We start from the raw sequence: 23,576 nt of genomic DNA, 5'->3' as shown, positions 1-23,576 counted from the left end.
CTCCTAGGGGGCAAATGGGGTCATGCCGTGCCGTCCATAAGTTCGGCAGCAATTTTGGTAAAGATCGGGCGCGCCTCGTCGGCAGTCATGCCCGGTTGCAGGCGGTCGTCATAGAGCATCTTCAACAGCAATTCGTCATGCGAGGTCAGAAGCCCAAATTCGTCGGAATCGTTAAAAATCGAGGGGCGGGCCTCGGGGCTGTCATTGGGCAGGCCAAGACCCTGTGCCAGCTCTTCGTGGATGCAGGCCGCGCGCATCAGGTCGGGCAGCTCGGCCCGGATGACGGCGATTGCGCGCTCGATCAGGTTGTCGTCGTCCCGGTCAGCGGCCAACACCACACATTGTGTGTCACGGCGCAGGCTGATGATCTCGCGCTGGTCAGACGGGCTGATGCCGGGGATTGCGGCGCGCAGGTTGGGGCCGAACGCGCGCCGTTCGTCTTCGGTCAGGATGAAGACGTTGAAATTGCCACCACTGGCCGTTTCGCTGATCGGATGGCCGGTGTGGCGTGCCAGCCGGGTAACGTATTTCGAGAATGTCTTGCGGTCCTTGTCCCGGCTTTCTTCCGGCACCTGATCCCCAAACGTGACCGAGAACCGCACCGGCTTTGCCCAGCGGGTCAGTTTAACCGCGCGTTCCTGCGAGATGCGGCGATCACCGATGGTGCTGTATTCACTGTTGAAGGCGATGCGTTCAAAATTTCGCGCCAGCATGTCGGCAGTATAGGGCGTGTCCGGCCCGCCTCCGTCACGGCGCAACTGGTCATGGACCAAAAGGCTGCTTTGGATCTTGGCGTAATAATTCTTGTAGTAAACGCTGCCCCCAGACGGGGCGGCGGGCACGACCAATGGTGCCAAAGGCTTGTTCACCACCGGGCGCTCGACCGGGGTCGGGTCGGGTTCTTGCATGGTGCACGCCGCAACAGCAGTCAGGGCCGTCATCGCAAAGACGGCCCCTGTGAAATTCTGAAATGCGGTTTTGTTCACCAATACGCCTTTCGGGTTTTCACCCTTCTTAGCTGTCCGACACGGCTTCCGCCAGATTGTGACCCGATGCAGTGCCACGTGCCTTGGCGGCAGCTAAAGTGTCTTTCAGCTCGGCCTCCATCTTGATCAGCTCTTCTTCGGCCTCGGCGCGCTTGGCTTTGCCTTCGTCGGCGATGGCCAGGCTTTCCTCGATTGTGGCGATCAGGGTGGCGTTGGCCGATTTCACCGCTTCGATATCGAAGACGCCGCGCTCCATTTCCTGACGGACCATGCGGTTGGCCTCTTGCAGGTTTTCGGCGTTGGCGGTCAGCAGCTCGTTGGTCAGGTCGGTGGCGTCTTTCACCGCAACAGCCGCTTCTGCCGAGCGCTGGATGGTCACGGCCTGCGCCAGTTGGGTTTCCCACAGCGGCACGGTGTTCACCAAGGTCGAGTTGATCTTGGTCACCAAAGACTTGTCGTTTTCCTGCACCAACCGGATTGACGGTAGCGATTGCATCGTCACCTGGCGGGTCAGTTTCAGGTCATGCACACGGCGTTCCAGATCGTCGCGGGCAGCGCGCAGATCACGCAGCTCTTGCGCTTTGATCACGCCTTCCTCTTCTGGGGCGGCTTCAACCTCGGCCACTTTGGCGGGGATCACGGTTTCGTCCAACTCGGCCAGTTTGGCCTCGCCGGCGGCGATATACAGTGCCAGTTCGTCGTAGAAATCAAGCGTCTTCTCATAGAGCTTGTCCAGCGACTTGATGTCTTTCAGCAGGACATGTTCGTGGTTCAGCAGGTTGTCAGTGATTTTGTCGATCTGGCCCTGAACGTCTTCATAACGCGCCATGAATTTGGCAGCGGGGGCCAGACGACCCAGAAGCTTTTCCCACCAGCTGCGCTTGCGGCGCATGTCCAATTCGCTGATCGAAAAGCCACGGATCGTGGTTACGATGTTGCGCAGGCTGTCACCCGCCGGGCCAACATCCTTGTTGCGCACGCCTTGCAGCATGTCTTGGCTGATCACCTGAAGCTCGGACTGCGCTGCCGAGCCGAACTCGATGATTGATTGCGAGTTTGCCATGTCGATCTCGTCCATGCGCTTTTGAATCTCAGCGCTGGTGGGTTTGTCGGCTTCAGCAAGCGGGACCAAAGCGGTCGAGGGCTCGGGAAGAATCACAGCGGCGGTTTCTTCAATCTCTTTCAGTGCAGCCTGTGCCTGTTCGCGGGTGGTCTGGGTCATTCAATTATCCTCGTCACTTAATCATCAGATCGCACGCCTTCGCGTGCCAGTCGTTCGCGCAGAACCTCGATCTCGACATCAAGGTCGCTGCGATCGTCTTTCAAAAACTGTTGGGTTTTCGCGGCGAAATTCGCCTCGAGGTCATCCAGCAGTGTCTCGTAATCCGCCAGCGCGCCGCCTTGCGGATCGCGTAAGTGGATGTCGACAAACTTGGTCGTCGCATCACGTGCGCCCAGCAGATAGACGCCCAGGTATTTCCGGGCGGACGTCAGATCGCGCGGGTCGTCCTCGACGGTGTGGAACATATCACGGGCAGTAGTGATGAACTGGTCCAGACGCGCCTCGACGCGGCGGTCGCGGATGCGGGACACGGCCTCGCGCATTGCATTCAGGTGTCTCTCAGCTTCGCCCACCGCGCGGGCCACGCGGTCGGTTTGGAACTCGTCCACGCCCTCGGCTCCTTTGTTGCGCAGGGGGTCGGGGCCAAAGGCGGCCAAATGCAGACCTACGCCAAGTGCGCCAAAAATCACCGCATTCAGGAACGAGCCGCCCGCAAAGCCCACAAGCGCCAGACCCGCGCCCATCAGCACCGAGCCAAAGAGCTTGCGTGGGATAGCAGGACGGCGTGCGATTTTGCGCGCGTCATAAGCTTGGTGGGCAATCACGCCGTCACGGGTCAACCAAGCCGAGGCAATTAGCAGCCCAAACGCCACAAGCGTCAGGGCCATTTCTGTCGGCGCTTGAAAAAACGCGCGGATGGCAAGGGGTAGGGGGGCCAAGAACAGAAAGTTCACGCGCCCAGCACTGCGGGCCGGCTCCTGTCCATCAAAAGGACGGCGGGTCGGAGGTGTCTTTTTTGGCTGTCCACCGGGGCTGAATTCGCCCCCAAAACGCTGGGCCATCACGCACCCCCCATGATCGAGACATAGAGGATCAGCGCAACAAGCATAAAGAACGCAGTCTTCTGCAATCCGTTTTCAGACACGTTCGCCCCCTTCCAGAAACGGTGTTGATTTCGCCTAATGCCAAGGCACGATCACACGCCGTGCGGCCTTTTAGAACAACACGTTCCATGAATTTGTATCAATTGGAAGAATAAGCCTGACCGCGTGATAAACAAGGGGGAATGCAATTGCAGGCTCCCCCTTGGCACGGATTAACGATCTGGGTGGGTAAGTCACTCTGCCCCAAGCCGAGCTGATTGCGCGCGCCACCGACGAAGGGCGCGTCCCATGACACGGTTCCACAATGACGGCACTAAGGCCAAAGTTGCCATCACGGGCAGCGAATAGGGCAGCATTGGCGCTTCTTGCGAGGTTGGCAGGCGTAGGGCCGGATAGGGACGCATCGGGTGGGCGTGGTGATCGGAGTGGCGCGGGGCGTTCAGCATCAGATGGGTGGTGAACCAATGCGGGGCATTCCAGCTGTGCTGCGGGCCGACCGGCTCGGGCCGTCCATCTTCACGCATTTCGCGCATCAATCCGTAGTGCTGCACATAATCCGACAAAAGAAGCTGCATCTGGGCATAGGCGCAGATCAGCAGATAGCCCAAAAGGCCGAAGAATCCCCCTATGGTCGTGGCCAAGACCACCATCAGAACACTCCCGGCGATATAGACAAAATAAGGGTTGTGCAGGGCGCTGCGTCCGGCACGTTCCAGATCGTGCTGCTCCATCTCGTACCCCGCGACGAACGCGCCCTTCCATGCGCGCGATGCGAAGGCATAGAAGCTCTCGCCTTCCTGCGCAGTGTTGGGGTCGTCGGGCGTGGCGACAAAGCGGTGATGTACCTTGGGATGAGCCGAGCTGTGATGGCCGAACAGAAGCGATATATAGACCCAGACGCCTAAAAGTCGCAGGCGTTTGTCGGCGCGGTGGATAAGCTCGTGCGCGTTTGAGTTCGAGACCTGCCCGAAATAAAGCCCCGCCCCCCAGATCAAGCCAAAAAGCTCCCACCCGGTCAGGCCCGTGTGCCCCGAAACGGCAATGATGACCAACACAAGAGCGATGAAATGCGCGATCGCTATGGCGACGGACAGCCGGTTGGCCTCTTGGGCGATATTGTCTTCTGCCAACGCGGGGGAAAGGCGGGTGATGGCTTGGTCCAACCCAAAGGCAATAACGGTCATGTAAACCACCAAAGCGACACAGAAAACGCTGCCGAAAACGCTGGCCGCGGCAATCAGCAATGCGGGAATGCCCGCAACGATGGCAAAGAACCGTAGGGGGTGAGACACGTAACACCTTTGACGCTGAACACTGTTTAGGCATGTAAACGTGAATTTCAGGATCTACGCAATCCGTCATGCGCATGTCGTTTTTGAATGGCGCGCGCGCTTTGGCCGGCGCTATGATGAACGGGTGCTATTAGGGGAATATTATGGCGCTGGATGAAAAAAAAGGCATCTGGAAATCAGGCAAGGGCAAAGGGCGTCGTACGCCTAAGGGCCGTCAGCTGAATATGGATGCGCTGGAACGTGTGCAGGCGTTGCTAGGGGATCGCCCGCGTCGCCGTGATCTGCTGATCGAGTTTCTGCACCTTATTCAAGATGAATACGGCCATTTGTCTGCCGACCACATCCGCGCGCTTGCGCAGGAAATGGGCACGGGTCAGGCCGAGATTTACGAGGTCGCAAGCTTCTATGCCCATTTCGACGTGGTGAAGGAAGGCGAGACACCTCCGCCCGCGCTGACCATTCGGGTTTGTGACAGTCTGTCGTGCGAATTGGCTGGGGCACAAGCGCTGAAAATGGCGCTGGAAGACGGGATGGACCCGTCCGAAGTCCGCGTCTTGCGCGCGCCCTGCATGGGGCGCTGCGACACTGCGCCGACGGTCGAACTGGGCCACAATCACATTGATCACGCGACGGTTGAAAAGATCCAAGCCGCCATTCACGCGGGCGAAACTCATCCCGAAATCCCTGACTATCAATGCTTTGCGGAGTACAAAGCGGATGGCGGTTATTCCGTTCTGTCTGAATTGCGCGACAGCGGCGATTGGGAAGATGTTCAGGCTAAGGTTAAAGAGGCTGGGCTGCGTGGCCTAGGCGGTGCAGGTTTTCCGTCGGGCACCAAATGGGGCTTCGTACGCGCCAATGAAGGCCCGCGCTATCTGGCTGTGAACGGCGACGAAGGCGAACCGGGCACGTTCAAGGATCGCCACCATCTGGAGCGCGAACCGCACATGTTTCTTGAGGGCATGTTGATCGCCGCCTGGGCGGTCGAGGCCGAGACCTGCTTTATCTATATGCGCGACGAATACCCCGCCGTTCTGGAAATACTGCGCCGCGAGATTGCAGTGCTGGAGGAAGCGGGCATCGTCGCACCAGGCTATATCGATCTGCGCCGTGGTGCGGGGGCTTATATCTGCGGCGAAGAAAGCGCGATGATCGAATCGATTGAAGGCAAGCGTGGCGAGCCCCGTCACCGCCCGCCCTTCGTGGCCCAAGTTGGCGTCTTTGGTCGCCCGACTTTGGTGCACAACGTAGAATCGCTCTATTGGGTGGCCCGCATTACGCGGTTTGGGCCCGAAGTGCTGAACAGCACTGAAAAGAATGGGCGCACGGGGCTGCGCAACTACTCGGTCTCGGGCCGTGTCGCGCAGCCGGGTGTTTACCTTCTGCCTGCCGGATCAACCATTCTGGACATTATCGAGGCTGCGGGCGGCATGGCTAATGGCCACAGCTTCAAAGCGTATCAACCGGGCGGCCCGTCCTCGGGTCTGTTGCCCGCCACGCTGAACGATGTTCCGCTGGATTTCGACACGCTGCAGCCACATGGCACGTTCATAGGCTCTGCTGCCGTGGTGGTTCTGTCCGATAAGGACAGCGCGAAAGAAGCTGCGCTGAACATGCTGAGGTTTTTCGAGGATGAAAGCTGTGGTCAATGCACACCGTGCCGCGTCGGTTGCGAGAAAGCTGTGAAGCTGATGCAGTCGGATAAATGGGATCAGGGTCTATTGGAAGAGCTGAGCCAGACGATGGTCGACGCGTCGATCTGTGGTCTGGGCCAAGCGGCGCCCAACCCGATCCGTCTGACAATGAAGCATTTCCCAGAAGAAGTCTGAGCTTCTTCCACGTCATGCTTGACCCGCGCGAAGCGCGCGGGTTGGTTGGACGTATGTTGGCTTTGTATGTGTTGGTGGTGGTCAACGCGTTGTTAACCCTGCTGTACTAGGCAAAGTCATGGCTCACCCGTTGCTCTTTCTTGGTTGTCTGGTCGCGCTGGCCTATCTTCCTTTGACGTCGAATTCGGCGTCTTGGCCACGCTCGATCATCAAGACCATACCGTTGTTGGCGTTCTCGCTCGCCGCCTATCTGGGCGGGGGGGCTGCTTTTCTGGTCGCAGGTCTGTTCCTGTCCGCGCTGGGCGATTTCGGTCTATCGCGTGAAGGGGATGGCCCGTTTCTGTACGGCCTGTCCGCGTTTGCCTTGGCTCATTTGCTTTATATCCTGCATTTTCTGGGCCTGTCCGACGCCTCGATATTCGAGGCATTCTCGACCGCGCCCATCCCGGCCATTATACTGGTCGGCCTGATGGTCTCGACCGAGATGTGGTTGGCAACCCATACCGGCCACCTGCAATGGCCTGTGCGGATCTATGTGATCATCATCGGCGTGATGGGGCTGGCTGCTCTGGCGCTGCCCTTTGGCTTGACAGTGATTGGCGCGGGGCTGTTCATCCTGTCGGATATCATTCTAGCGATCAGCCTGTTTCGGATGTCCGACACCCATCACCACCGGCTGAAAGCGGGCTATGCGATTTGGGGGCTCTATATCGCGGGGCAGATGTTGATCCTACGGGGTGGGCTACTCCTCTCGTGATCTGTGGGCCTGCCCCCTTCCATCCGACCCCAATGTGCCTTACTTGGAAAGAAAGTGATTAAAAGGGCGCTGGAATGGCATTCTTCTCGAAACTCAAAGAACGCTTGTTCAAATCCTCTTCGAAGCTCGAGGAAGGGCTTGAGGCGATCGTCGAAGATGGCGGCGAGGAAGAGTTGGTCGAGGCCGCAGAGACAGAGACTGAGGCACCGGTTGAGACACCCGAACCCGCCCCTGTTGACGAACCTGCCCCTGTAGAACAGGCCGCTTCTGAGCCTGAGCCTGAGCCTGAGCCTGAGCCTGAGCCTGAGCCTGTTGCTATTGTGGAAGACCCGGTCGAGATTTCACCGGAACCGGAACCGGAACCGGAACCGGAACCGGAACCGGAACCGGAACCGGAACCGGAACCGGAACCGGAACCCGCGTCCCAGCCCGTTGATGCCCTTGTCGAAGCCGCCCCCGAACCCACCCCTGAACCCGCTGCGAAACCGGGTCTGCTGGGCCGTATGTTCGGTCGTCGCGAGGCGCAGAAAGTCGTACGCCGCACCGTGGATGACGACATGCTGGAAAGCCTAGAGGATCTGATGATCACGTCTGACATGGGCGTGGACACGGCAATGCGCGTCACTGCCAACATCTCGGAACGTCATTTCGGCAAGAAGTTGTCGGTCGGAGAAATCAAGTCTGTGCTGGCTGAAGAAGTCACCCGGATCATGGAGCCCGTTGCCGTGCCCATGCCGCTTTACCCCAAACGCCCGCAGGTCGTGTTGATCGTCGGCGTCAATGGAGCAGGTAAAACGACCACCATTGGCAAGCTGGCCAGCCAGTTTACGGCGGCAGGCAAGAAGGTTGTGATCGCCGCCGGCGATACGTTCCGCGCTGCCGCGGTCGAGCAGCTTCAGGTCTGGGGCGAACGCGCAGGCGTGCCCGTGCTGACCGCGCCCGAAGGATCTGATCCCGCGTCTTTAGCCTTCGATGCCATGACGCAGGCCGAGGCTGACGGCGCCGATCTTCTGATGATCGATACGGCGGGGCGTTTGCAAAACCGTTCTGACCTGATGGAGGAGCTGGCCAAGATCGTCCGCGTCATCAAGAAAAAAGACGAGACCGCGCCGCATAATACTCTGCTGGTTCTGGACGCGACCACGGGTCAGAACGCGCTGTCCCAAGTCGGGACGTTCCAAGACCTCGCGGATGTCTCCGGCCTTGTCATGACCAAGCTCGATGGCACCGCGAAGGGCGGCGTGCTGGTCGCACTTGCTGACAAATTCGCACTGCCAATTCATGCCATCGGTGTGGGCGAACAGATCGACGATCTGGCCCCCTTCGACCCCGAGGAGTTCGCCCGCGCGCTGATCGGCATCACGGACTGATCGGGATGAGTGCTTGGCTCACCTCGCTCGAGGGGACGGCAGACGGGCGGACGCTTGCGCTGATCCTTGCGTTGACCGCGGCCTTTTTGCACGCGCTCTTTGGTGCGCTGCAAAAAGGGCGGCATGATCCGTGGCTGTCGCGTGGCGCGATTGATTTCAGCTATGGCCTGATCGCCGCCCCGTTTGCGCTGTTTTTGGTCCCGTGGCCCGAGCCGCATATGTGGCCGATCTTCGCCGTCGTTTGGCTGATCCATGTGGGCTATAAACTCGCGCAGAGTTATACCTATGTGCTGGGCTCTTACACCGTGGTCTATCCGGTGGTGCGCGGCACTGGGCCTTTGTTCACCGTCATCGGCGCTGGCTTCCTGTTTGGCGAGACATTCTCGGGTGTGCAATGGGCCGGCGTACTGACGCTGGTTGCCGGTATCTTCGCGCTGGCTGCCTATAACCTGCGCTACTGGCCGCTTGGCAGGGACAAGCTGAAACCCGCCATCGCCATGGCCGTTCTAACGGGCGGCTTCGTCGCTGCCTACACGACCTATGACGCCTATGGCATCCGCGCCACCGCCGACCCGTTTACCTTCCTTGCGTGGTTCTTTTTTATCGACGGGTTCTTCATGCCGGTCATCGCAGCCCTTAGATGGAAGAACATGGCCGCGCGGCCTGCGCTTACCCCCTTGATGGGGCGCGGCGTGTTGGGGGCCTTCGTGGCCTTCGCCAGCTTCGGGTCCATCATGCTGGCCACCCGGCTGGACAGCGTGGGCGAAGCGGCGGTGCTGCGCGAAACCTCGACCGTGTTTGCGGCCTTGATCGGCTGGATCGTGCTGGGTGAAAAGGTGGGGCCACGACGGCTGATAATGATGGCTTTGATTGCGGCAGGGGCCGTGCTAGTCGAATTGGGCGGATGAAGGAGTTCCCATGACCGAGAAACAGGTAAATCCCGCCCTACGAGGCGCTTTGGAATATGGACCGATCATCCTGTTCTTCGCCGCGTATACGTTCCTGAAGGATCAGGCTTTCGTGGTTGCAGGGACCGAGTATTCCGGTTTCGTTGCGGTGACGGCCATGTTCATCCCGGTGCTGGTTCTGGCCACGCTGGCGATGTGGAAGCTGACAGGCCACCTATCGAAGATGCAGATCGTCACCCTTGTCTTGGTGATTGGCTTCGGAGGTCTGTCGATCTGGTTCAACGATGAACGTTTCTTCAAGATGAAACCCACGATGATTTATCTGTTGTTCGCTGGTCTTCTGGGTTTTGGCCTGATGCGCGGTGAAAGCTATCTTGAGGCGGTGATGGACAAAGCCCTGCCGCTAGAGCGCGAGGGCTGGATGCTCTTAACCAAGCGTCTTGCCATCTTTTTCCTTCTGCTCGCCGTCGCAAACGAAGCGATCTGGCGCATGATGTCCACGGATGCGTGGGTAAACTTCAAAACCTTCGGCCTGCCTGCGGCAACCTTCGGGTTCTTCATGTCTCAAGCTGGGCTGTTCAAGCGGTTCGGGACGGACGAGGAAGCCTCGTAAATCCGTCCCGCCGCAAGGGCTTATCGCTTGAACAGAAGATTCTGCGCCTTTCGATCCTCTTCCAGATTGCTGCGCGCCTCCGCGGCAACGGAACGTCCGCGCTGAACACCGGGGCGAGATCCGACCTCGTCCAACCACCGCGCCAAATGCGGTTTGTCATCCAAATCCTGCTGCTGACCTTCCCAAAGTGACGCCCAGCCCCAACATGCCATGTCTGCAATCGAGAAGAAGTCGCCTGCCAGATAGCGGTTCTCGGCCAGACGTCGATCCATTACACCATACAGCCGCGCGACCTCGGTCCGATAGCGGTCCTTGGCATAAGGCAGATCCTGCGGTGGCTCCATCGCCGGCGCGTATTTCAGGAAGTGATGCGCCTGTCCGGCCATCGGCCCCAGCCCGCCCATTTGCCACATAAGCCATTCTTCGACAGCAACCCGGTCTCGCTCGGTTTCGCCATAGAACTTTCCTGTTTTGCGGGCGAGATATTGCAAGATTGCTCCGCTTTCGAACACAGAAATGGGTGCACCATCCGGTCCGTCCGGATCGATGATCGCCGGCATCCGATTGTTCGGTGCGATCTTCAGAAACTCGGGTTCGAATTGATCGCCCGCGCCAATGTTGATCATCTTCACCTCGTAAGGCAGGCCCATTTCTTCCAAGGCGATCGAGATTTTCCAGCCGTTAGGGGTAGGCCAATAGTAAAGTTCTATGGGATTGGACATCATATTTCCTTTCGCGTCCCAATGAACATGGCAGTCCCCAACGAAATGGCAAGCATGCAAATCTCACGATATGGCGAGCGAATCTTTTGACGCTCTTGACGCCTAAGTTTGCAAGCGCTAGGGCTGTCCCCGAGGCGATTTGTCCACCGGATTGCGGGCCTCGTGAAATATTCCGCTAAAGAGGTCAGGGCAGGCGCGGCATCCCGTGCTGTAATCCCCCGACGCTCGCAGCGGTGGGGGTTTTTTTGTGCGAAAGGAACGCGCGATGACAAAATGGGGAAAACGGACCGAAGCCGTGCATGGTGGCGTGCGCCGCAGCCAGTATAACGAGCTGTCCGAGGCCATGTTCATGACCCAGGCCTTTGTCTATCCGACCGCTGAAGACGCCGAGGCGCGCTTTATCGAAAGTGGCCCGGACGAATTCATCTATGCACGTTATGGCAATCCCACAAACCGGATGTTCGAAGACCGGATTGCTGCGATGGAAGGCACCGAAGACGCGTTTGCCTGCGCCTCGGGCATGGCTGCGGTCAATGGTGCGCTGATGGCGCTGACACAGGCGGGCGACCACGTTGTGTCGTCGCGCGCTCTGTTTGGTTCGTGCCTGTATGTGCTTGAAGAGATTCTGGGCCGGTTCGGCGTGGAAATCACGCTGGTTGATGGCACTGACAATCAGGCGTGGGAAGATGCGATTCGCCCGGATACGAAGGTTGTTTTCCTCGAGGCGATCTCGAACCCGACGTTGGAAGTGATCGATCTGGCCCATGTTGTGAAACTGGCCCATTCAAACGGCGCTTTGGTGGTGGTCGACAACGCCATGCCGACGCCGGTTTTCTCGTATGCGACTGAAATGGGCGCGGATTTGGTGGTCTATTCCACGACCAAACATGTGGACGGTCAGGGCCGTATGCTGGGCGGCGCGATTTGTGGCTCACGCGAGCTGATCCGCGGCCCGATCGAAACCTATGTCAAACACACGGGCGGCGCGATCAACCCGTTCGCCGCATGGACCCATCTGAAAGCGTTGGAAACGCTGGACCTTCGTGTGCGGGTTCAGGCAGAAGGCGCGTTGAAAGTGACCGAAGCGCTGCAAGGTCATCCGAAACTGTCGCGCATCAGCTATCCGACCCACCCATCGCACCCGCAATACGACATTGCGATTCAGCAAGCCCCGTCAGGTGGCACAGTACTGGCGATCGAAGTGGATGGCGGCAAAGAGGCCTGTTTCCGCTTCCTGAACGCGCTTCAGATCTTCACGATCTCGAACAACTTCGCGGATGCGAAGTCCATCGCGACCCATCCGGCCACGACGACCCACCAACGCCTTCCGCAAGAACAGAAGGACATGCTGGGCATTTCGGATGGTCTGGTGCGCCTGTCGATCGGGCTTGAAGATGTGGACGATTTGATCAAGGACCTTCTGAACGGCTTGGACGCGGCCTGATCTGTCGCATTTCGTGCATCGCGTTTGGCGTTTATCTGTCAAATAGCTATGTTATAGGCGTGCGACGGCAGGATGGGGGTTCGATATGAACCAGATGAAGCGCAAAAGCGGTGACGCGGTGGATGCCGCGCAGGCACAGGATGCTCTTGATGTTTTGCGCAACTGGGCGGCCAAGGCGGATCCGGTTGAAGTCGCCGCGCTTGACCCGGCTATTGCACGGCTTTTGCCGTCGGCTGATTTGCCGAACTATCCCGAGCTTAGCCGTACCTACCCGCACGATTTCGCGCCGGATGCGGACTATAAGGCGTCGATGCCCGATCTGCAAAACGGTCCCGCCAGCCTGATCCAAGGCGCCAAACGGCATATTCAGCATGTGGGGATCTCGAATTTTCGCCTGCCGATCCGCTATCACACCCGCGACGGGTCAGATGTGACGCTGGAAACTTCTGTCACGGGGTCGGTCAGTCTTGAGGCGGGCAAAAAGGGCATCAACATGTCGCGCATTATGCGCAGCTTTTATGGCCATGCGGAAAAGACCTTCAGCTTTGACGTGATCGAGGCCGCGCTGGACGATTATAAGACCGATCTGGAAAGTCTGGATGCCCGGATTGAAATGCGCTTTTCCTACCCCGCGCGGGTGGAAAGCCTGCGCTCGGGCCTGTCGGGCTATCAGTATTACGACATTGCGCTTGAGCTGGTCGAACATCGCGGCAAACGGCGCAAGTTCATGCATTTGGACTATGTTTACAGCTCGACCTGCCCGTGTTCGCTGGAACTGTCCGAACACGCCCGCCAGATGCGCGGGCAGCTGGCAACGCCGCATTCGCAGCGCTCGGTCGCGCGGATTTCGGTCGAGAAGATCCACCAGCCCTCGGGCACGTTGTGGTTCGAGGATCTGATTGATTTGTGCCGTGTCGCTGTGCCGACAGAAACACAAGTGATGGTCAAACGCGAAGACGAACAGGCCTTTGCCGAGCTGAACGCCGTAAACCCGATCTTTGTCGAGGATGCTGCCCGTCTGTTCTGCGAGCAGTTGCAGCAGGACGACCGAATCGGAGATTTCCGCATCGTCGCCAGTCACCAAGAAAGCCTGCACAGCCATGACGCCGTTTCGATCCTGATCGAAGGTGACACGTTCGAAGCCGAAAGCCTTGATCCCAAGCTTTTTTCAACGTTGTACCATGTGGGTTGACTGTTAGCGCATAGCAGGTTTGCAAAATTAGCATTGGTTGTGTCAGGGGTACTTACCTATATTCAAAGCAGGGAGGAAACCCAACAGCTTTGACATGAGGTTTCCAATGGCTACGCAAACTACAAATATCCAAACACCAGCGTTTTCGCTGTTCGCACCGATCCGCAAGTTTTTCGCACTGTTTGGTCAGGCGATGATCACGGCAGCAGAAAACTCGTCGCGCATGCGCCGGATTGAAGCATTAGAAGCGATGACAGACGAAGAGCTGGCCGCCCGCGGCTTGAAGCGCGAAGACATCGTGCGTCATGTTTTCCAGGATTTGATGTACGTCTAAGCAAAGACGGCATTTACGACGCTTGACACCATGGGCGTAGGGGGCCAACCCTTCGCCCATGTTGGACTTTCGACCTATCATCTATGTTATCGGGCTTCTTGTCGCTGTACTTGGGGCCACGATGCTCATCCCTTTCGGGATAGATCTGGTCGATAACAATTCTGATTGGCAGGTGTTTTTACAAAGCGCTGTTGTGACGATGCTGGTCGGTGGGGCCATGGCCCTGTCCACAGCAAATGGCGTGGGCAAAGGCCTGACGATCCAACAGACCTTCCTTCTAACCACCGGTGTTTGGGTGGCGCTGCCAATTTTTGGCGCAATTCCGTTAATCTTGGCCGAAATCGACGCGCGTCCTGTTGATGCGTTGTTCGAAGCTATGTCGGGCTTGACCACAACGGGGGCAACGGTCTTGTCTGGGTTAGACGACATGCCCAAAGGTCTGTTGTTTTGGCGCGCGCTTCTCCAGTGGTATGGTGGTATTGGTATCATTGTTGTGGCGATGGTTTTCCTTCCTGAACTTCGCGTTGGCGGAATGCAAATATTCCGTTCAGAGGCGTTTGATACGATGGGGAAGGTTCTGCCGCGCGCGGCTGAGATTGCGCGCAGAATAAGCCAAATCTATTTCTTCCTGACGCTTTTATGCGCCTTGGCGTATTTGGCAGTAGGAATGCCGCCCTATGAAGCGGTCTATCACGCGCTGACAACTCTTTCGACCGGCGGGTTTTCTTCGCGTGATGCGTCTTTTGGTGCGTTTCAAGGCGCGCCGGAATATGTCGCGTCGGTTTTCATGATTTTCGCCAGCCTTCCATTTGTGCGCTATATTCAAATGCTGGCTGGGACCGCACTTCCTATGTGGCGAGACCCTCAGGTGCGCGCTTATTTGTTAACCATCATTTCGGTGACCTTGATGATGACAGTCTATCGGTTGGTGGCGAACGGTGATCATCTAGAACACGGATTTCGTGAGGGTCTTTTCAATGTTACGTCAATTATCAGCGGCACGGGATATGCCAGTGTTGATTACCAGCTTTGGGGTACATTTCCCGTTGTGATTTTCTTCTTTCTGGGTCTCGTTGGCGGCTGTGCTGGCTCAACGGCCTGTTCCATCAAGATTTTCCGCTATCAGCTGCTTTTGTCGTCGATCAAAGCGCAGATTCAGTCAATCCACTCGCCGCACGGGATCTTCACGCCGCGGTTTGGAGGGCGTCGTGTCGACGACGACGTCTTGTCCTCGGTCATGGGGTTCTTCGTGTTCTTCGTGGTGACCTTGGGCGTGACTGCTGTTGCCTTGGGGCTAACCGGATTGGACTTCACCACGTCTTTGTCAGGCGCGGCGGCGGCACTGGCCAATATTGGGCCGGGGCTGGGGGATCACATCGGCCCCGCTGGCAACTTCGCAGGACTGAATGACACCGCCAAGTGGATCCTGATCGCCGCGATGCTGATCGGACGGCTAGAGCTTCTGGCGGTGTTCGTGCTGTTCACAGTGAGCTTCTGGCGGGGGTGAGCGCAGCGAAAGAAAAGGCCCGGAGCGATCCGCCCGGGCTTTCTTGTATTCTATAAACTGAGCCTCAGTTCCAGCAGCTGACCAGAACCGTCATGTCGGCGGCTTTGGTGCTCAGTTCGACCGGATCGATCGAGGCCACGCTGTCCGTGGTGTCGGTGGTCACACCATTTGCGGCCAAGAACGTAGCTACGGTGTCTGCATCCATGGAAAAGCTGGTATCGGCGGGCAGGGTGCGGCCCTTGTCGCCGCCAGCGGGCAGAAGCATTCCCATCACCGACCCACCTGCGTCCAGAACCGGACCGCCTGCGTCTCCGGGCAGGGTGGTCAGGGTCAGGCGGGACAGTTCGGCCTCGCCGTTCAGCCCAGTCAGTTCCGAGAGGGTTCCGAAGGTCAGGCTGGGTGCGCTAAGGCGGCCTTGGTACGAGAAGCCCGCAACGGCCACGTCTGATTTCAGGCGCAGCGGCGTGGTCAGGAAGGACGCGTACGAGATTGGCGCTTGGGCCGTGGTCGGTTCCAGCAAAGCCAGGCCAAGAGTCTCGTCCGTGGCAACCACGTTCGCGTCGAAGGCGTCATTGATGGATACGCGTGTGCAGGATTTCACGGCTTCTGCCGTGGTCAGGATGCGGCCTGCATTGTCCACATAGAAGCCCGAGCGCGAGAAGTCGGGGGTGCGGATGTCCAGCCCGGACAGCAGATCCAGGCTTTGTGTCGACGCATCCAGCCCCGCGTCATCCGCCAGCGCCTGCGGACCCAGCGACGAGAAACTCGCCTTCATGTCCCCCAGCACAAGATCACGGCGTTTTTCGTCACCTTTGGGCCAAACCAGCGTGAAGCCTTTCACGGTTCCATCCACCAATTTGACCTGCGTGAAGGACGTGATCTTGTCATTCTCGCCTTCGATGGTGAACCCGTTTTTGCCACGGTTGCGCGGGCCTTCGGTGGGCACGATTTCCAGCGTTTGCAGGATGTCATAGAGGCCAAACAGGGTGTTTTGATCTCCTGTCTGGCTGATCATCACCAGTTGCACGCCGCTGTCGCCCTTGGTTTTGAAATGCACGAACGGCGCTTCGTAGCGGTCGAATTCGACCATTCCACCGGGAATGGCCATCGCAAGGCCTGCGTTCTGATCTTCGAAAGGTGCCATGCCAAGCGATTGCAGAACGGATTGATAATTGTCCAAAAGTGCTGCGCGTTGGCGTGTGGTCAGGATGCCCGTTGGGTCATAGCCGTAATCAGCCTGCCAAGCGGCCATGGACCGGCGGGTGCCGGGGCCGAACGCGCCATCAATGGCCGAGGTATAGTAGCCTTCCCATTGAAGCGCGACCTGAAGGGCCTTACGCGCATCGCGGTCCAAGGCGCGTTCGCTGGCCAAAGCTTCGCGTTTTGTTTCGTCCTGATCCAAAACAACGGGCGCGGGGGGTGTCGTGGGCGCGGCAGTCTGGGATTGGGTTTCCTGTTCGGGTTGGGCTGCTGGAGCGGTCGGAGCCTCGATTGGGGCGGCGGTCAGGGTGCTTTCGCCCACGGGCCAGAATTGTTGGCGGAACTGGCGGGAAAACGCGATGAAGCTGTCTTGCGGGATCAGGCCCGCGCTTTTCAGGCTGCGCAGCTGCACCTCGGCAGCGCGTTCCGTGTACGGCCCCAAAACAATCGCATACCAATTGCCGTTCAGACGAAACCCATTCACGCCATCAAGGCGGCCGGCATAGGCGCGGGCGCGGGCCTCTGCCTCGCGCAGGGATGGCTGAGCCTCGACCTGGATCCAGCGCACCGACTGTGAATTCGTCGCTTGCTGTGCCTGGGCCGGTTGAGCCGCCACGATGGCCGCCAAACTGGTGGCCGCAACCGGGGTCATTGCGGGAAGAAGGCCGGTGGCCACTGCAAGGGCAAATTGTTTGGTCATGGATCCTCGTAGCCAATAAGGCGAAATGGTCTGAATTTCGCGCAAGTAACACACCCGCATAAGGCAAGGTCAATATCGCCGCGCCGCCTTTCGGAAATTTATGGTGGGTTGGGGCTGGAAAACCCAACCTTTGTGCCCGTTTCCCGCGTTGACCCTGTCGGGGGCAGGCCGTATTGAGTGGCAGACTTTGTACAAACCAGTTCAGGGCAGCACCATGGCCACGACCAAGATCAAACCGCAGAGCTTTCAGGAAATCATCCTGCGGCTTCAGAACTACTGGGCCGAAAAGGGCTGCGCGGTGATGCAACCTTATGACATGGAGGTTGGTGCAGGCACGTTCCACCCGGCCACCACGTTGCGTTCGCTGGGTTCGCAACCTTGGGCGGCTGCCTATGTGCAGCCGTCGCGTCGTCCGACGGATGGGCGATATGGCGAGAACCCGAACCGCTTGCAGCATTACTATCAGTATCAGGTTCTGATCAAACCAAGCCCGCCCAATCTGCAGGAGCTGTATCTGGGGTCGCTCGAAGCCATTGGCATCGACATGGAGCTGCACGACATTCGCTTTGTGGAAGACGACTGGGAAAGCCCGACGCTGGGCGCTTGGGGTCTGGGCTGGGAGGTTTGGTGCGATGGGATGGAAGTCAGCCAGTTCACTTATTTCCAACAGGTTGGCGGCCATGACTGTAAGCCGGTCTCGGGCGAGCTGACCTATGGTCTGGAGCGTCTGGCCATGTATGTGCTGGGCGTCGATCATGTGATGGATATGCCGTTTAACGCGCCGGATGCACCGATCGCGCTGACCTATGGCGATGTGTTCAAGCAAACTGAAGAAGAATATGCCCGCTGGAACTTCGACACGGCCAACACGGATGTATTGCTGCGCCATTTCGAGGAAGCCGAGGCCGAGTGTCAGGCGATCCTAGATCAAGAGCACGTGGACCCGAAAACCGGCAAACGTATCATCATGGCACACCCGGCCTATGACCAGTGCATCAAGGCAAGCCACCTGTTCAACCTTCTGGATGCGCGCGGCGTGATCTCGGTCACGGAACGTCAAGCCTATATCGGGCGTGTACGTGCGCTGGCCAAGCTATGCGCCGATGCTTTCGTGCAGACGCGCGCGGGTGGCTGGACCGCTGATGGGGACGCGGCGTGAGCGGCCGTTTGGTAGGGAGTTTCATCGTGGGAATTGCCCTTATTGCCGGCGTTGCGATCTATTGGTTGCAACTCTATGCTTTTTACGACGAAGTGTCGGCCGAGGATGGCATCCGTATGACCAATTTGGTCACCGGGCAGCCGGAGATTGTTATTTATGACAGCTTCGAGGGCATCGACGCGGACAGCTCGCCCTTGCGCTATCGTAGTTGTTTCACGACGACGATGAGCCTTGCCATGGTGACCGAGACGTTCGAGCATTATGAAGACGCCACCCCCCTGACCGCGCCCGGTTGGTTTGACTGCTTTGATGCGGTTGAAATTGGCGCGGATATCGAAAGCGGTGAAGCTCTGGCCTTTCTTGGCGAACGCAACATCAAAGATGGGGTCGACCGTGTTGTCGCCTTCTATCCTGACGGCCGGGGCTTTGCCTGGCATCAGCTGAACGAAAAATATAGCGAGTAAGCACCATGCCTGACCTGCTGATTGAACTCTTTTCCGAAGAAATCCCGGCCCGTATGCAGACGCGTGCGGCAGAGGATCTGAAAAAGCTGGTGACGGATGGTCTGGTCGAAGCTGGCCTGACCTATGCGGGCGCTGCAGCTCTGTCGACACCGCGCCGCCTGACGCTGGCGGTCGAAGGCCTGTTGGCTCAGTCGCCGGACACAAGGGAAGAGCGTAAAGGCCCGAAAGTGGGCGCGCCGGATAAAGCCATCGAGGGCTTCCTGCGTGGCGCAGGCGTGACCCGAGATCAGCTGGAAGAACGCGACACCCCCAAGGGTGCGGTTTACTTCGCCACGATCGAAAAACAGGGCCGTCCGGCGGCTGAAATCATCGCCGAAGTGCTGGAAAACGCCATCCGCAACTTCCCGTGGCCCAAGTCGATGCGCTGGGGATCAGGCAGCTTGCGCTGGGTGCGTCCGCTGCACTCGATCCTGTGCATCCTGTCGGATGAAGCCGGGGCCACCGTGGTAGCGCTGGACGTGGACGGCATTGCCTCGGGTGACACAACCGAAGGCCATCGTTTCATGGCACCGGGACGGTTCGCTGTGACCGGCTTTGCCGATTATGAGGCCAAGCTGAAAGCCGCCAAAGTGATCCTGTCGCCTGCCGAGCGTGCGGATCACATTTGGGCCGAGGCACAGAACGCCGCATTCGCGCAGGGACTTGAGATCGTTGAAGACAAAGGCCTGCTGGCAGAGGTCGCAGGACTGGTCGAGTGGCCCGTCGTCCTGATGGGCGACATCGCGGATGACTTCATTCACCTGCCGCCCGAAGTGCTGCAAACCTCGATGCGCGAGCATCAGAAGTTCTTTTCCGTGAAGAACCCGAAAACGGACCGGATCGAGAAGTTCATCACCGTCGCAAACCGCGAAACCGCGGATCACGGTGCGACCATTCTGGCCGGAAACCAGAAGGTGCTGTTCGCCCGACTGGCAGACGCCAAGTTCTTTTGGGAAAACGACATTCGCGTGGCCGAGGCGGGTGGACAGCCTTGGCTGAACAGCCTTGCGAACGTGACCTTCCACAACAAGCTTGGCACGCAAGCCGAACGCATCGACCGCATCGCGGCGATGGCGCGCGCCTTGGCGCCTTCGATCGGCGCAGATGCGGATCTGTCGGAAAAGGCTGCCCGTTGGGCCAAGGCCGATCTGTCGTCGGAAATGGTTTATGAATTCCCCGAACTTCAAGGGCTTATGGGCAAATACTATGCCGCGCCTGCCGAGTATCCGACCGAGGTCGCCGATGCAGCACTTGAACATTATTCGCCGCTTGGGCCGTCAGATGACGTGCCCTCGGCCCCCGTTTCGGTTGCCGTCGCCATGGCCGACAAGCTGGACACACTGACCGGCTTCTGGGCGATTGACGAAAGACCCACTGGATCGAAAGACCCGTTTGCATTGCGCCGCGCTGCGCTGGGCGTGATCCGTTTGGTGTTGGACAACAACCTGCGGGTCGAGTTGGACAAGCTGTTTGATGCCCAACTTCTGCGGCACCAGATCGCGCTGAATGAAGATGGCGACGTGCGCATTGCCCTTCTGCGCGATCTGGACAATGAAATTGCGGATCACGGCGTCTTTGGCGCGGCCATCCGCACCATTCTTGATCATTTCGACGGTGACCTGTCGAAGCATCTGTCCGAAGTTAAGGACAGCCTGCCGGACGTATCGCGCGATCTTCTGTCGTTCTTCCACGACCGCTTGAAAGTTTACCTGCGTGACAAAGGTGTCCGCCACGACGTGATCGACGCCTGCCTTGCCATGCCGGGCAATGATGATCTGACATTGCTGGTGAAGCGGGCCGAAGCGTTGACCACGTTCCTGTCGACCGAGGATGGCGAAAACCTGATCCAAGGTGTGAAACGCGCCTCGAACATCCTGACACAGGCCGAAGAAAAAGACGGTGTTGAGTACTCGTATGGGGCCGACGTGAAGTTCGCCGAGGATGACAGCGAAAAGGCGCTTTTCGCAGCCCTTGACGCAGCTGAAGCCGCGATCACCCCCGCGATGGAAGCCGAAGATTTCGCCGCCGCGATGACCGCAATGGCCGCCCTGCGCGCGCCGACGGACGCATTCTTTGAGGCGGTGCAGATCAACTCGGACAACCAAGTGATCCGACGCAATCGTCTGAACCTGTTGTCACGCATCCGCACCATCTGTGGCGGCGTGGCCGATTTGTCCCGTATCGAAGGCTAGGGGACGGGCCGCTCTTCTGATTTTTTGGCACGCATGTAACCCTTGTGTGACAGATGATCCGCGCTATGGTGGCGGATGAAAGGCGGTGCTGCGGTGCAGAAAGATCAGGCGTTAGGTTTCACGGAAATCACCCCCTCGGCCCAGATCGAGGCGAACCGTCATGGCGGTCGGGCGAAGTGTCTTCAACGGTTGATCCGACTGGACATGCCTGTCCCGCGCACGGTCGCGCTGGATTTCGACGCGGTCCACGGGGTTTCGGCGGGCGAGATGCCAGATCTTGCGGCGATGCTGGCGCTGTTTGGCTCTGATCCTTTGGTGTCGGTGCGTCCGTCCTCGGAGGATCCAGATTGGGGCGGGCCGGGGGCCATTCTGAACATCGGTATGAACGACAAGGTTCACGCCGGCCTGATCAAGACCCATGGGGAAACCGCCGCGAATGCGTTGTATCTGCGCTTTATTCAATCCTATGCGGTGCATGTCGGTCGTCTGGATCCGGACGAGTTTGACGTGTTGTCGGCCCCCACAGCGGACACGCTGCGTGAAGCGCTAGAGCTTTACGAAGAAGAGACCGACGAGTATTTCCCGCAAGACCCCAAGGTCCAACTGGCGGAAATCCTGCGCTCGATGGCGCGGGCGTGGGAAGGCACCACGGCACGGCTTTTGCGTCAGGCCAAAGGCGCGCCTGCGGATGCAGGGCTTGGGCTCGTGGTGCAAAAGATGGTGTTGGGCGTCGGGCAAGAGATCTGTGGATCTGGCGTCATTCAGTTTGTAAACGGCACCACTGGACACCGTGAAATTCGCGGAAGGTATCTGTGCAAAAGCCAAGGGCGTGATGCGCTGGCGGATGCGGAAGATCGCGATGTCATGTATCTGACGAAAGATTCACGTGGTCGGTCGATCGAGGAAGTGTTGCCTCAGAACTTCGCCGATCTTGTGCGCTACGGCGACTTGTGCCGGGTCCGATTGCGCGAAGAGATGGAGATTGAATTCACCATCGAAAACGAAGAGCTGTTCATTCTGGATGCTGTTCGTGTGTCGCGCTCGGAACGGGCCAATGTGCGTATTGCGGTCAGTTTGGCGAAGGATGATATCATCACAAAGGCCGACGCGGTGCTGCGTATCCCGCCCCGCGCCTTGACCGAGCTTTTGCACTCTCAGATTGACCCGGCCGGCACCCGCGATCACTTTGCCAGTGGCATCGCGGCCAGCCCGGGTGCGGCCACCGGGAAGATCGTATTCAACGCCCGCGCCGCGCAGACGTTGGCGGCGCAGGGCGAAAACTGCATTCTGGTGCGCCGCGAAACCAGCCCCGAGGACATTCGCGGAATGCATGCAGCCAAAGGTATTCTGACCATTCGCGGCGGCATCACCAGCCACGCCGCCGTGATTGCGCGCGGCCTTGGCCTTCCTTGTGTGGTGGGGGCGGGTGATCTGACCTTGGACAAACGCAAAGGCAGATTGCGCACGACGGATGGTCGCGTGTTGCGTGAAGGGGACGTGATCACCATCGACGGCAGCGCTGGCGAGGCGCTGGTCGGTTCAGTGGATATGCTGCCGCCGGAACTGGGCGAAAGCTTCCAAACCTTGATGACATGGGCGGACGAACTGCGCGACATTGGCGTGCGCGCCAACGCCGATACGCCGCCGGATGCACGTAACGCTCGGATGTTTGCCGCAGAAGGCATCGGCCTGTGCCGAACCGAACATATGTTCATTGACGATGACCGCCTTCTGGCAATGCGCGAGATGATATTTGCCGATCACACCGATGATCGTCGGGCTGCACTTGATCGCCTGTTGCCCATGCAACGCGCGGATTTCACCGACCTGTTTGAGATCATGCAAGGTCAGCCGGTCTGCATCCGACTGTTCGACCCGCCCCTGCACGAGTTCCTTCCGCACGGGCGCGAGGGATTGCGCGAATTGGCCGAGGCGTTGGATCTGCCCCTGAAGGATGTCGAGCGCCGGGTCGCTGGATTGCGCGAATTCAATCCGATGCTGGGAATGCGTGGTGTGCGCCTCGGTTTAACCGTACCCGAGATCTATGACATGCAAGCCCGCGCTATCTTTGAAGCCACCATCGAAGCCTCGAAGTCTGGCGCACCTGTGGTGCCCGAGGTGATGATTCCGCTGGTCTCGGCAAAGCGCGAGGTCGAGATTGTGAAGGCGCGTATTGACGCTGTGGCGGCTGCGGTGCGGATCGAACAAAGCGCTGATTTCACCTATCGTTTGGGCGTGATGGTAGAAACACCCCGCGCAGCCCTGCGTGCCGGCGAGATCGCCCAACACGCGTCTTTCATGTCCTTTGGTACGAATGACCTGACCCAGATGACCTATGGCCTGTCACGCGATGATGCGGGGCGTTTCATGGGCGAATACGTGGCGCAAGGCGTCTATGAAGAAGATCCGTTCCACATGCTGGATGCCGACGGAGTGGGCGAGCTTCTTGAAATGGGCGCGGATCGAGGGCGCGAAGAAAGCGCCGATCTGACCCTGTCGATCTGTGGCGAGCACGGTGGCAATCCCGAAAGCATCCGCTTCTGCCGTGACGCGGGGTTTGACTATGTGTCCTGCTCGCCCTTTCGGGTTCCGGTGGCACGGTTGGCTGCGGCGCATCTGGCGATCACGTCGCCCAAACCCGAAACGGCCTGATTGCGCAAGACTCGACGTCGCGCAGTTGATCGCATAAGACTCCCCCGCAA

The 23,576-nt window shown here is 58.8% G+C and carries 19 protein-coding genes and 1 riboswitch; of the genes, 13 read left to right on the top strand and 6 right to left on the bottom strand.

What is annotated here, in order from left to right; genetic code table 11:
- Positions 1–20: 20 nt before the first annotated feature.
- The 4 genes from ACXAH3_RS12300 to ACXAH3_RS12285 form a co-directional block, all read right to left on the bottom strand.
- The gene (locus ACXAH3_RS12300) at positions 21–986 is read right to left on the bottom strand and encodes a DUF2927 domain-containing protein (RefSeq protein ID WP_474862385.1); all 966 of its coding nucleotides are present in this window, start codon (positions 984–986) and stop codon (positions 21–23) included.
- Between the two features lie 28 nt (positions 987–1,014).
- Entirely contained in the window at positions 1,015–2,208 is a 1,194-nt protein-coding gene (locus ACXAH3_RS12295) for a toxic anion resistance protein (protein ID WP_474862384.1), read from the bottom strand.
- Between the two features lie 17 nt (positions 2,209–2,225).
- Positions 2,226–3,110 carry a 5-bromo-4-chloroindolyl phosphate hydrolysis family protein gene (locus tag ACXAH3_RS12290; RefSeq protein ID WP_474862383.1) on the bottom strand — a complete coding sequence of 295 codons (885 nt, stop codon included), beginning with the start codon at positions 3,108–3,110 and terminating at the stop codon, positions 2,226–2,228.
- Positions 3,111–3,385: 275 nt separating this feature from the next.
- On the bottom strand, positions 3,386–4,444 hold the full coding sequence (locus tag ACXAH3_RS12285; protein ID WP_474862382.1) for an alkane 1-monooxygenase: 1,059 nt from the start codon (positions 4,442–4,444) through the stop codon (positions 3,386–3,388).
- 143 nt (positions 4,445–4,587) lie between these two features.
- Between ACXAH3_RS12285 and ACXAH3_RS12280 the strand changes: the two genes are divergently transcribed.
- From ACXAH3_RS12280 to ACXAH3_RS12260, 5 genes are all read left to right on the top strand, one after another.
- Positions 4,588–6,273: an NAD(P)H-dependent oxidoreductase subunit E gene (locus ACXAH3_RS12280; RefSeq protein ID WP_474862381.1), complete on the top strand. Its 1,686-nt coding sequence runs from the start codon at positions 4,588–4,590 to the stop codon at positions 6,271–6,273.
- A gap of 118 nt (positions 6,274–6,391) precedes the next feature.
- Positions 6,392–7,030, top strand: a complete 639-nt coding sequence (locus ACXAH3_RS12275; protein ID WP_474862380.1) for a lysoplasmalogenase — start codon at positions 6,392–6,394, stop codon at positions 7,028–7,030.
- A 74-nt stretch (positions 7,031–7,104) separates the two neighbouring features.
- On the top strand, positions 7,105–8,400 hold the full coding sequence (ftsY, locus tag ACXAH3_RS12270; protein WP_474862379.1) for a signal recognition particle-docking protein FtsY: 1,296 nt from the start codon (positions 7,105–7,107) through the stop codon (positions 8,398–8,400).
- 5 nt (positions 8,401–8,405) lie between these two features.
- Positions 8,406–9,308 carry an EamA family transporter gene (locus ACXAH3_RS12265; RefSeq protein WP_474862378.1) on the top strand — a complete coding sequence of 301 codons (903 nt, stop codon included), beginning with the start codon at positions 8,406–8,408 and terminating at the stop codon, positions 9,306–9,308.
- Positions 9,309–9,318: 10 nt separating this feature from the next.
- Entirely contained in the window at positions 9,319–9,921 is a 603-nt protein-coding gene (locus ACXAH3_RS12260; protein ID WP_474862377.1) for an inner membrane-spanning protein YciB, read from the top strand.
- Between the two features lie 20 nt (positions 9,922–9,941).
- Here the strand turns inward: ACXAH3_RS12260 and ACXAH3_RS12255 are convergent, their stop codons facing one another.
- Positions 9,942–10,643, bottom strand: a complete 702-nt coding sequence (locus tag ACXAH3_RS12255) for a glutathione S-transferase N-terminal domain-containing protein (protein ID WP_474862376.1) — start codon at positions 10,641–10,643, stop codon at positions 9,942–9,944.
- Between the two features lie 121 nt (positions 10,644–10,764).
- Positions 10,765–10,843, top strand: a riboswitch (SAM riboswitch).
- 65 nt (positions 10,844–10,908) lie between these two features.
- Here ACXAH3_RS12255 and ACXAH3_RS12250 point away from each other — a divergent pair.
- The 4 genes from ACXAH3_RS12250 to ACXAH3_RS12235 all read left to right on the top strand — a co-directional run bounded on the left by ACXAH3_RS12250 (position 10,909) and on the right by ACXAH3_RS12235 (position 15,120).
- Entirely contained in the window at positions 10,909–12,087 is a 1,179-nt protein-coding gene (locus tag ACXAH3_RS12250; protein WP_474862375.1) for an aminotransferase class I/II-fold pyridoxal phosphate-dependent enzyme, read from the top strand.
- An 85-nt stretch (positions 12,088–12,172) separates the two neighbouring features.
- Positions 12,173–13,279 (top strand): GTP cyclohydrolase FolE2, encoded by a 1,107-nt coding sequence (gene folE2, locus ACXAH3_RS12245; protein ID WP_474862374.1) that lies wholly within the window; start codon positions 12,173–12,175, stop codon positions 13,277–13,279.
- Positions 13,280–13,385: 106 nt separating this feature from the next.
- Positions 13,386–13,613 (top strand): DUF1127 domain-containing protein, encoded by a 228-nt coding sequence (locus ACXAH3_RS12240; protein ID WP_474862373.1) that lies wholly within the window; start codon positions 13,386–13,388, stop codon positions 13,611–13,613.
- A gap of 58 nt (positions 13,614–13,671) precedes the next feature.
- The gene (locus ACXAH3_RS12235) at positions 13,672–15,120 is read left to right on the top strand and encodes a TrkH family potassium uptake protein (protein WP_474862372.1); all 1,449 of its coding nucleotides are present in this window, start codon (positions 13,672–13,674) and stop codon (positions 15,118–15,120) included.
- 64 nt (positions 15,121–15,184) lie between these two features.
- On the opposite strand, the gene ACXAH3_RS12230 is transcribed toward ACXAH3_RS12235, so the two are convergent.
- Positions 15,185–17,020 carry a trypsin-like peptidase domain-containing protein gene (locus ACXAH3_RS12230; RefSeq protein WP_474862371.1) on the bottom strand — a complete coding sequence of 612 codons (1,836 nt, stop codon included), beginning with the start codon at positions 17,018–17,020 and terminating at the stop codon, positions 15,185–15,187.
- 214 nt (positions 17,021–17,234) lie between these two features.
- On the opposite strand from ACXAH3_RS12230, the gene ACXAH3_RS12225 reads away from it, so the two are divergent.
- From ACXAH3_RS12225 to ppdK, 4 genes are all read left to right on the top strand, one after another.
- Positions 17,235–18,179: a glycine--tRNA ligase subunit alpha gene (locus tag ACXAH3_RS12225; protein ID WP_474862370.1), complete on the top strand. Its 945-nt coding sequence runs from the start codon at positions 17,235–17,237 to the stop codon at positions 18,177–18,179.
- A 26-nt stretch (positions 18,180–18,205) separates the two neighbouring features.
- Entirely contained in the window at positions 18,206–18,643 is a 438-nt protein-coding gene (locus ACXAH3_RS12220; RefSeq protein ID WP_474862369.1) for a DUF6446 family protein, read from the top strand.
- 5 nt (positions 18,644–18,648) lie between these two features.
- The gene (gene glyS, locus ACXAH3_RS12215) at positions 18,649–20,874 is read left to right on the top strand and encodes a glycine--tRNA ligase subunit beta (protein ID WP_474862368.1); all 2,226 of its coding nucleotides are present in this window, start codon (positions 18,649–18,651) and stop codon (positions 20,872–20,874) included.
- A 93-nt stretch (positions 20,875–20,967) separates the two neighbouring features.
- On the top strand, positions 20,968–23,526 hold the full coding sequence (gene ppdK / locus ACXAH3_RS12210) for a pyruvate, phosphate dikinase (RefSeq protein ID WP_474862367.1): 2,559 nt from the start codon (positions 20,968–20,970) through the stop codon (positions 23,524–23,526).
- Positions 23,527–23,576 lie beyond the last annotated feature (50 nt).

This window comes from Aliiroseovarius sp. ABM4_368, from assembly GCF_056161205.1.
This window is presented reverse-complemented; position numbering and strand designations above follow the sequence as displayed.

Excerpts from the sequence above, each read along its gene's own strand:
- ACXAH3_RS12295 (WP_474862384.1), bottom strand. The coding sequence starts at position 2,208 with ATGACCCAGACCACCCGCGAACAGGCACAGGCTGCACTGAAAGAGATT.
- ACXAH3_RS12290 (WP_474862383.1), bottom strand. The coding sequence starts at position 3,110 with ATGGCCCAGCGTTTTGGGGGCGAATTCAGCCCCGGTGGACAGCCAAAA.
- ACXAH3_RS12280 (WP_474862381.1), top strand. The coding sequence starts at position 4,588 with ATGGCGCTGGATGAAAAAAAAGGCATCTGGAAATCAGGCAAGGGCAAA.
- ACXAH3_RS12275 (WP_474862380.1), top strand. The coding sequence starts at position 6,392 with ATGGCTCACCCGTTGCTCTTTCTTGGTTGTCTGGTCGCGCTGGCCTAT.
- ftsY (WP_474862379.1), top strand. The coding sequence starts at position 7,105 with ATGGCATTCTTCTCGAAACTCAAAGAACGCTTGTTCAAATCCTCTTCG.
- ACXAH3_RS12265 (WP_474862378.1), top strand. The coding sequence starts at position 8,406 with ATGAGTGCTTGGCTCACCTCGCTCGAGGGGACGGCAGACGGGCGGACG.
- ACXAH3_RS12260 (WP_474862377.1), top strand. The coding sequence starts at position 9,319 with ATGACCGAGAAACAGGTAAATCCCGCCCTACGAGGCGCTTTGGAATAT.
- ACXAH3_RS12255 (WP_474862376.1), bottom strand. The coding sequence starts at position 10,643 with ATGTCCAATCCCATAGAACTTTACTATTGGCCTACCCCTAACGGCTGG.
- ACXAH3_RS12250 (WP_474862375.1), top strand. The coding sequence starts at position 10,909 with ATGACAAAATGGGGAAAACGGACCGAAGCCGTGCATGGTGGCGTGCGC.
- folE2 (WP_474862374.1), top strand. The coding sequence starts at position 12,173 with ATGAACCAGATGAAGCGCAAAAGCGGTGACGCGGTGGATGCCGCGCAG.
- ACXAH3_RS12240 (WP_474862373.1), top strand. The coding sequence starts at position 13,386 with ATGGCTACGCAAACTACAAATATCCAAACACCAGCGTTTTCGCTGTTC.
- ACXAH3_RS12235 (WP_474862372.1), top strand. The coding sequence starts at position 13,672 with ATGTTGGACTTTCGACCTATCATCTATGTTATCGGGCTTCTTGTCGCT.
- ACXAH3_RS12230 (WP_474862371.1), bottom strand. The coding sequence starts at position 17,020 with ATGACCAAACAATTTGCCCTTGCAGTGGCCACCGGCCTTCTTCCCGCA.
- ACXAH3_RS12225 (WP_474862370.1), top strand. The coding sequence starts at position 17,235 with ATGGCCACGACCAAGATCAAACCGCAGAGCTTTCAGGAAATCATCCTG.
- glyS (WP_474862368.1), top strand. The coding sequence starts at position 18,649 with ATGCCTGACCTGCTGATTGAACTCTTTTCCGAAGAAATCCCGGCCCGT.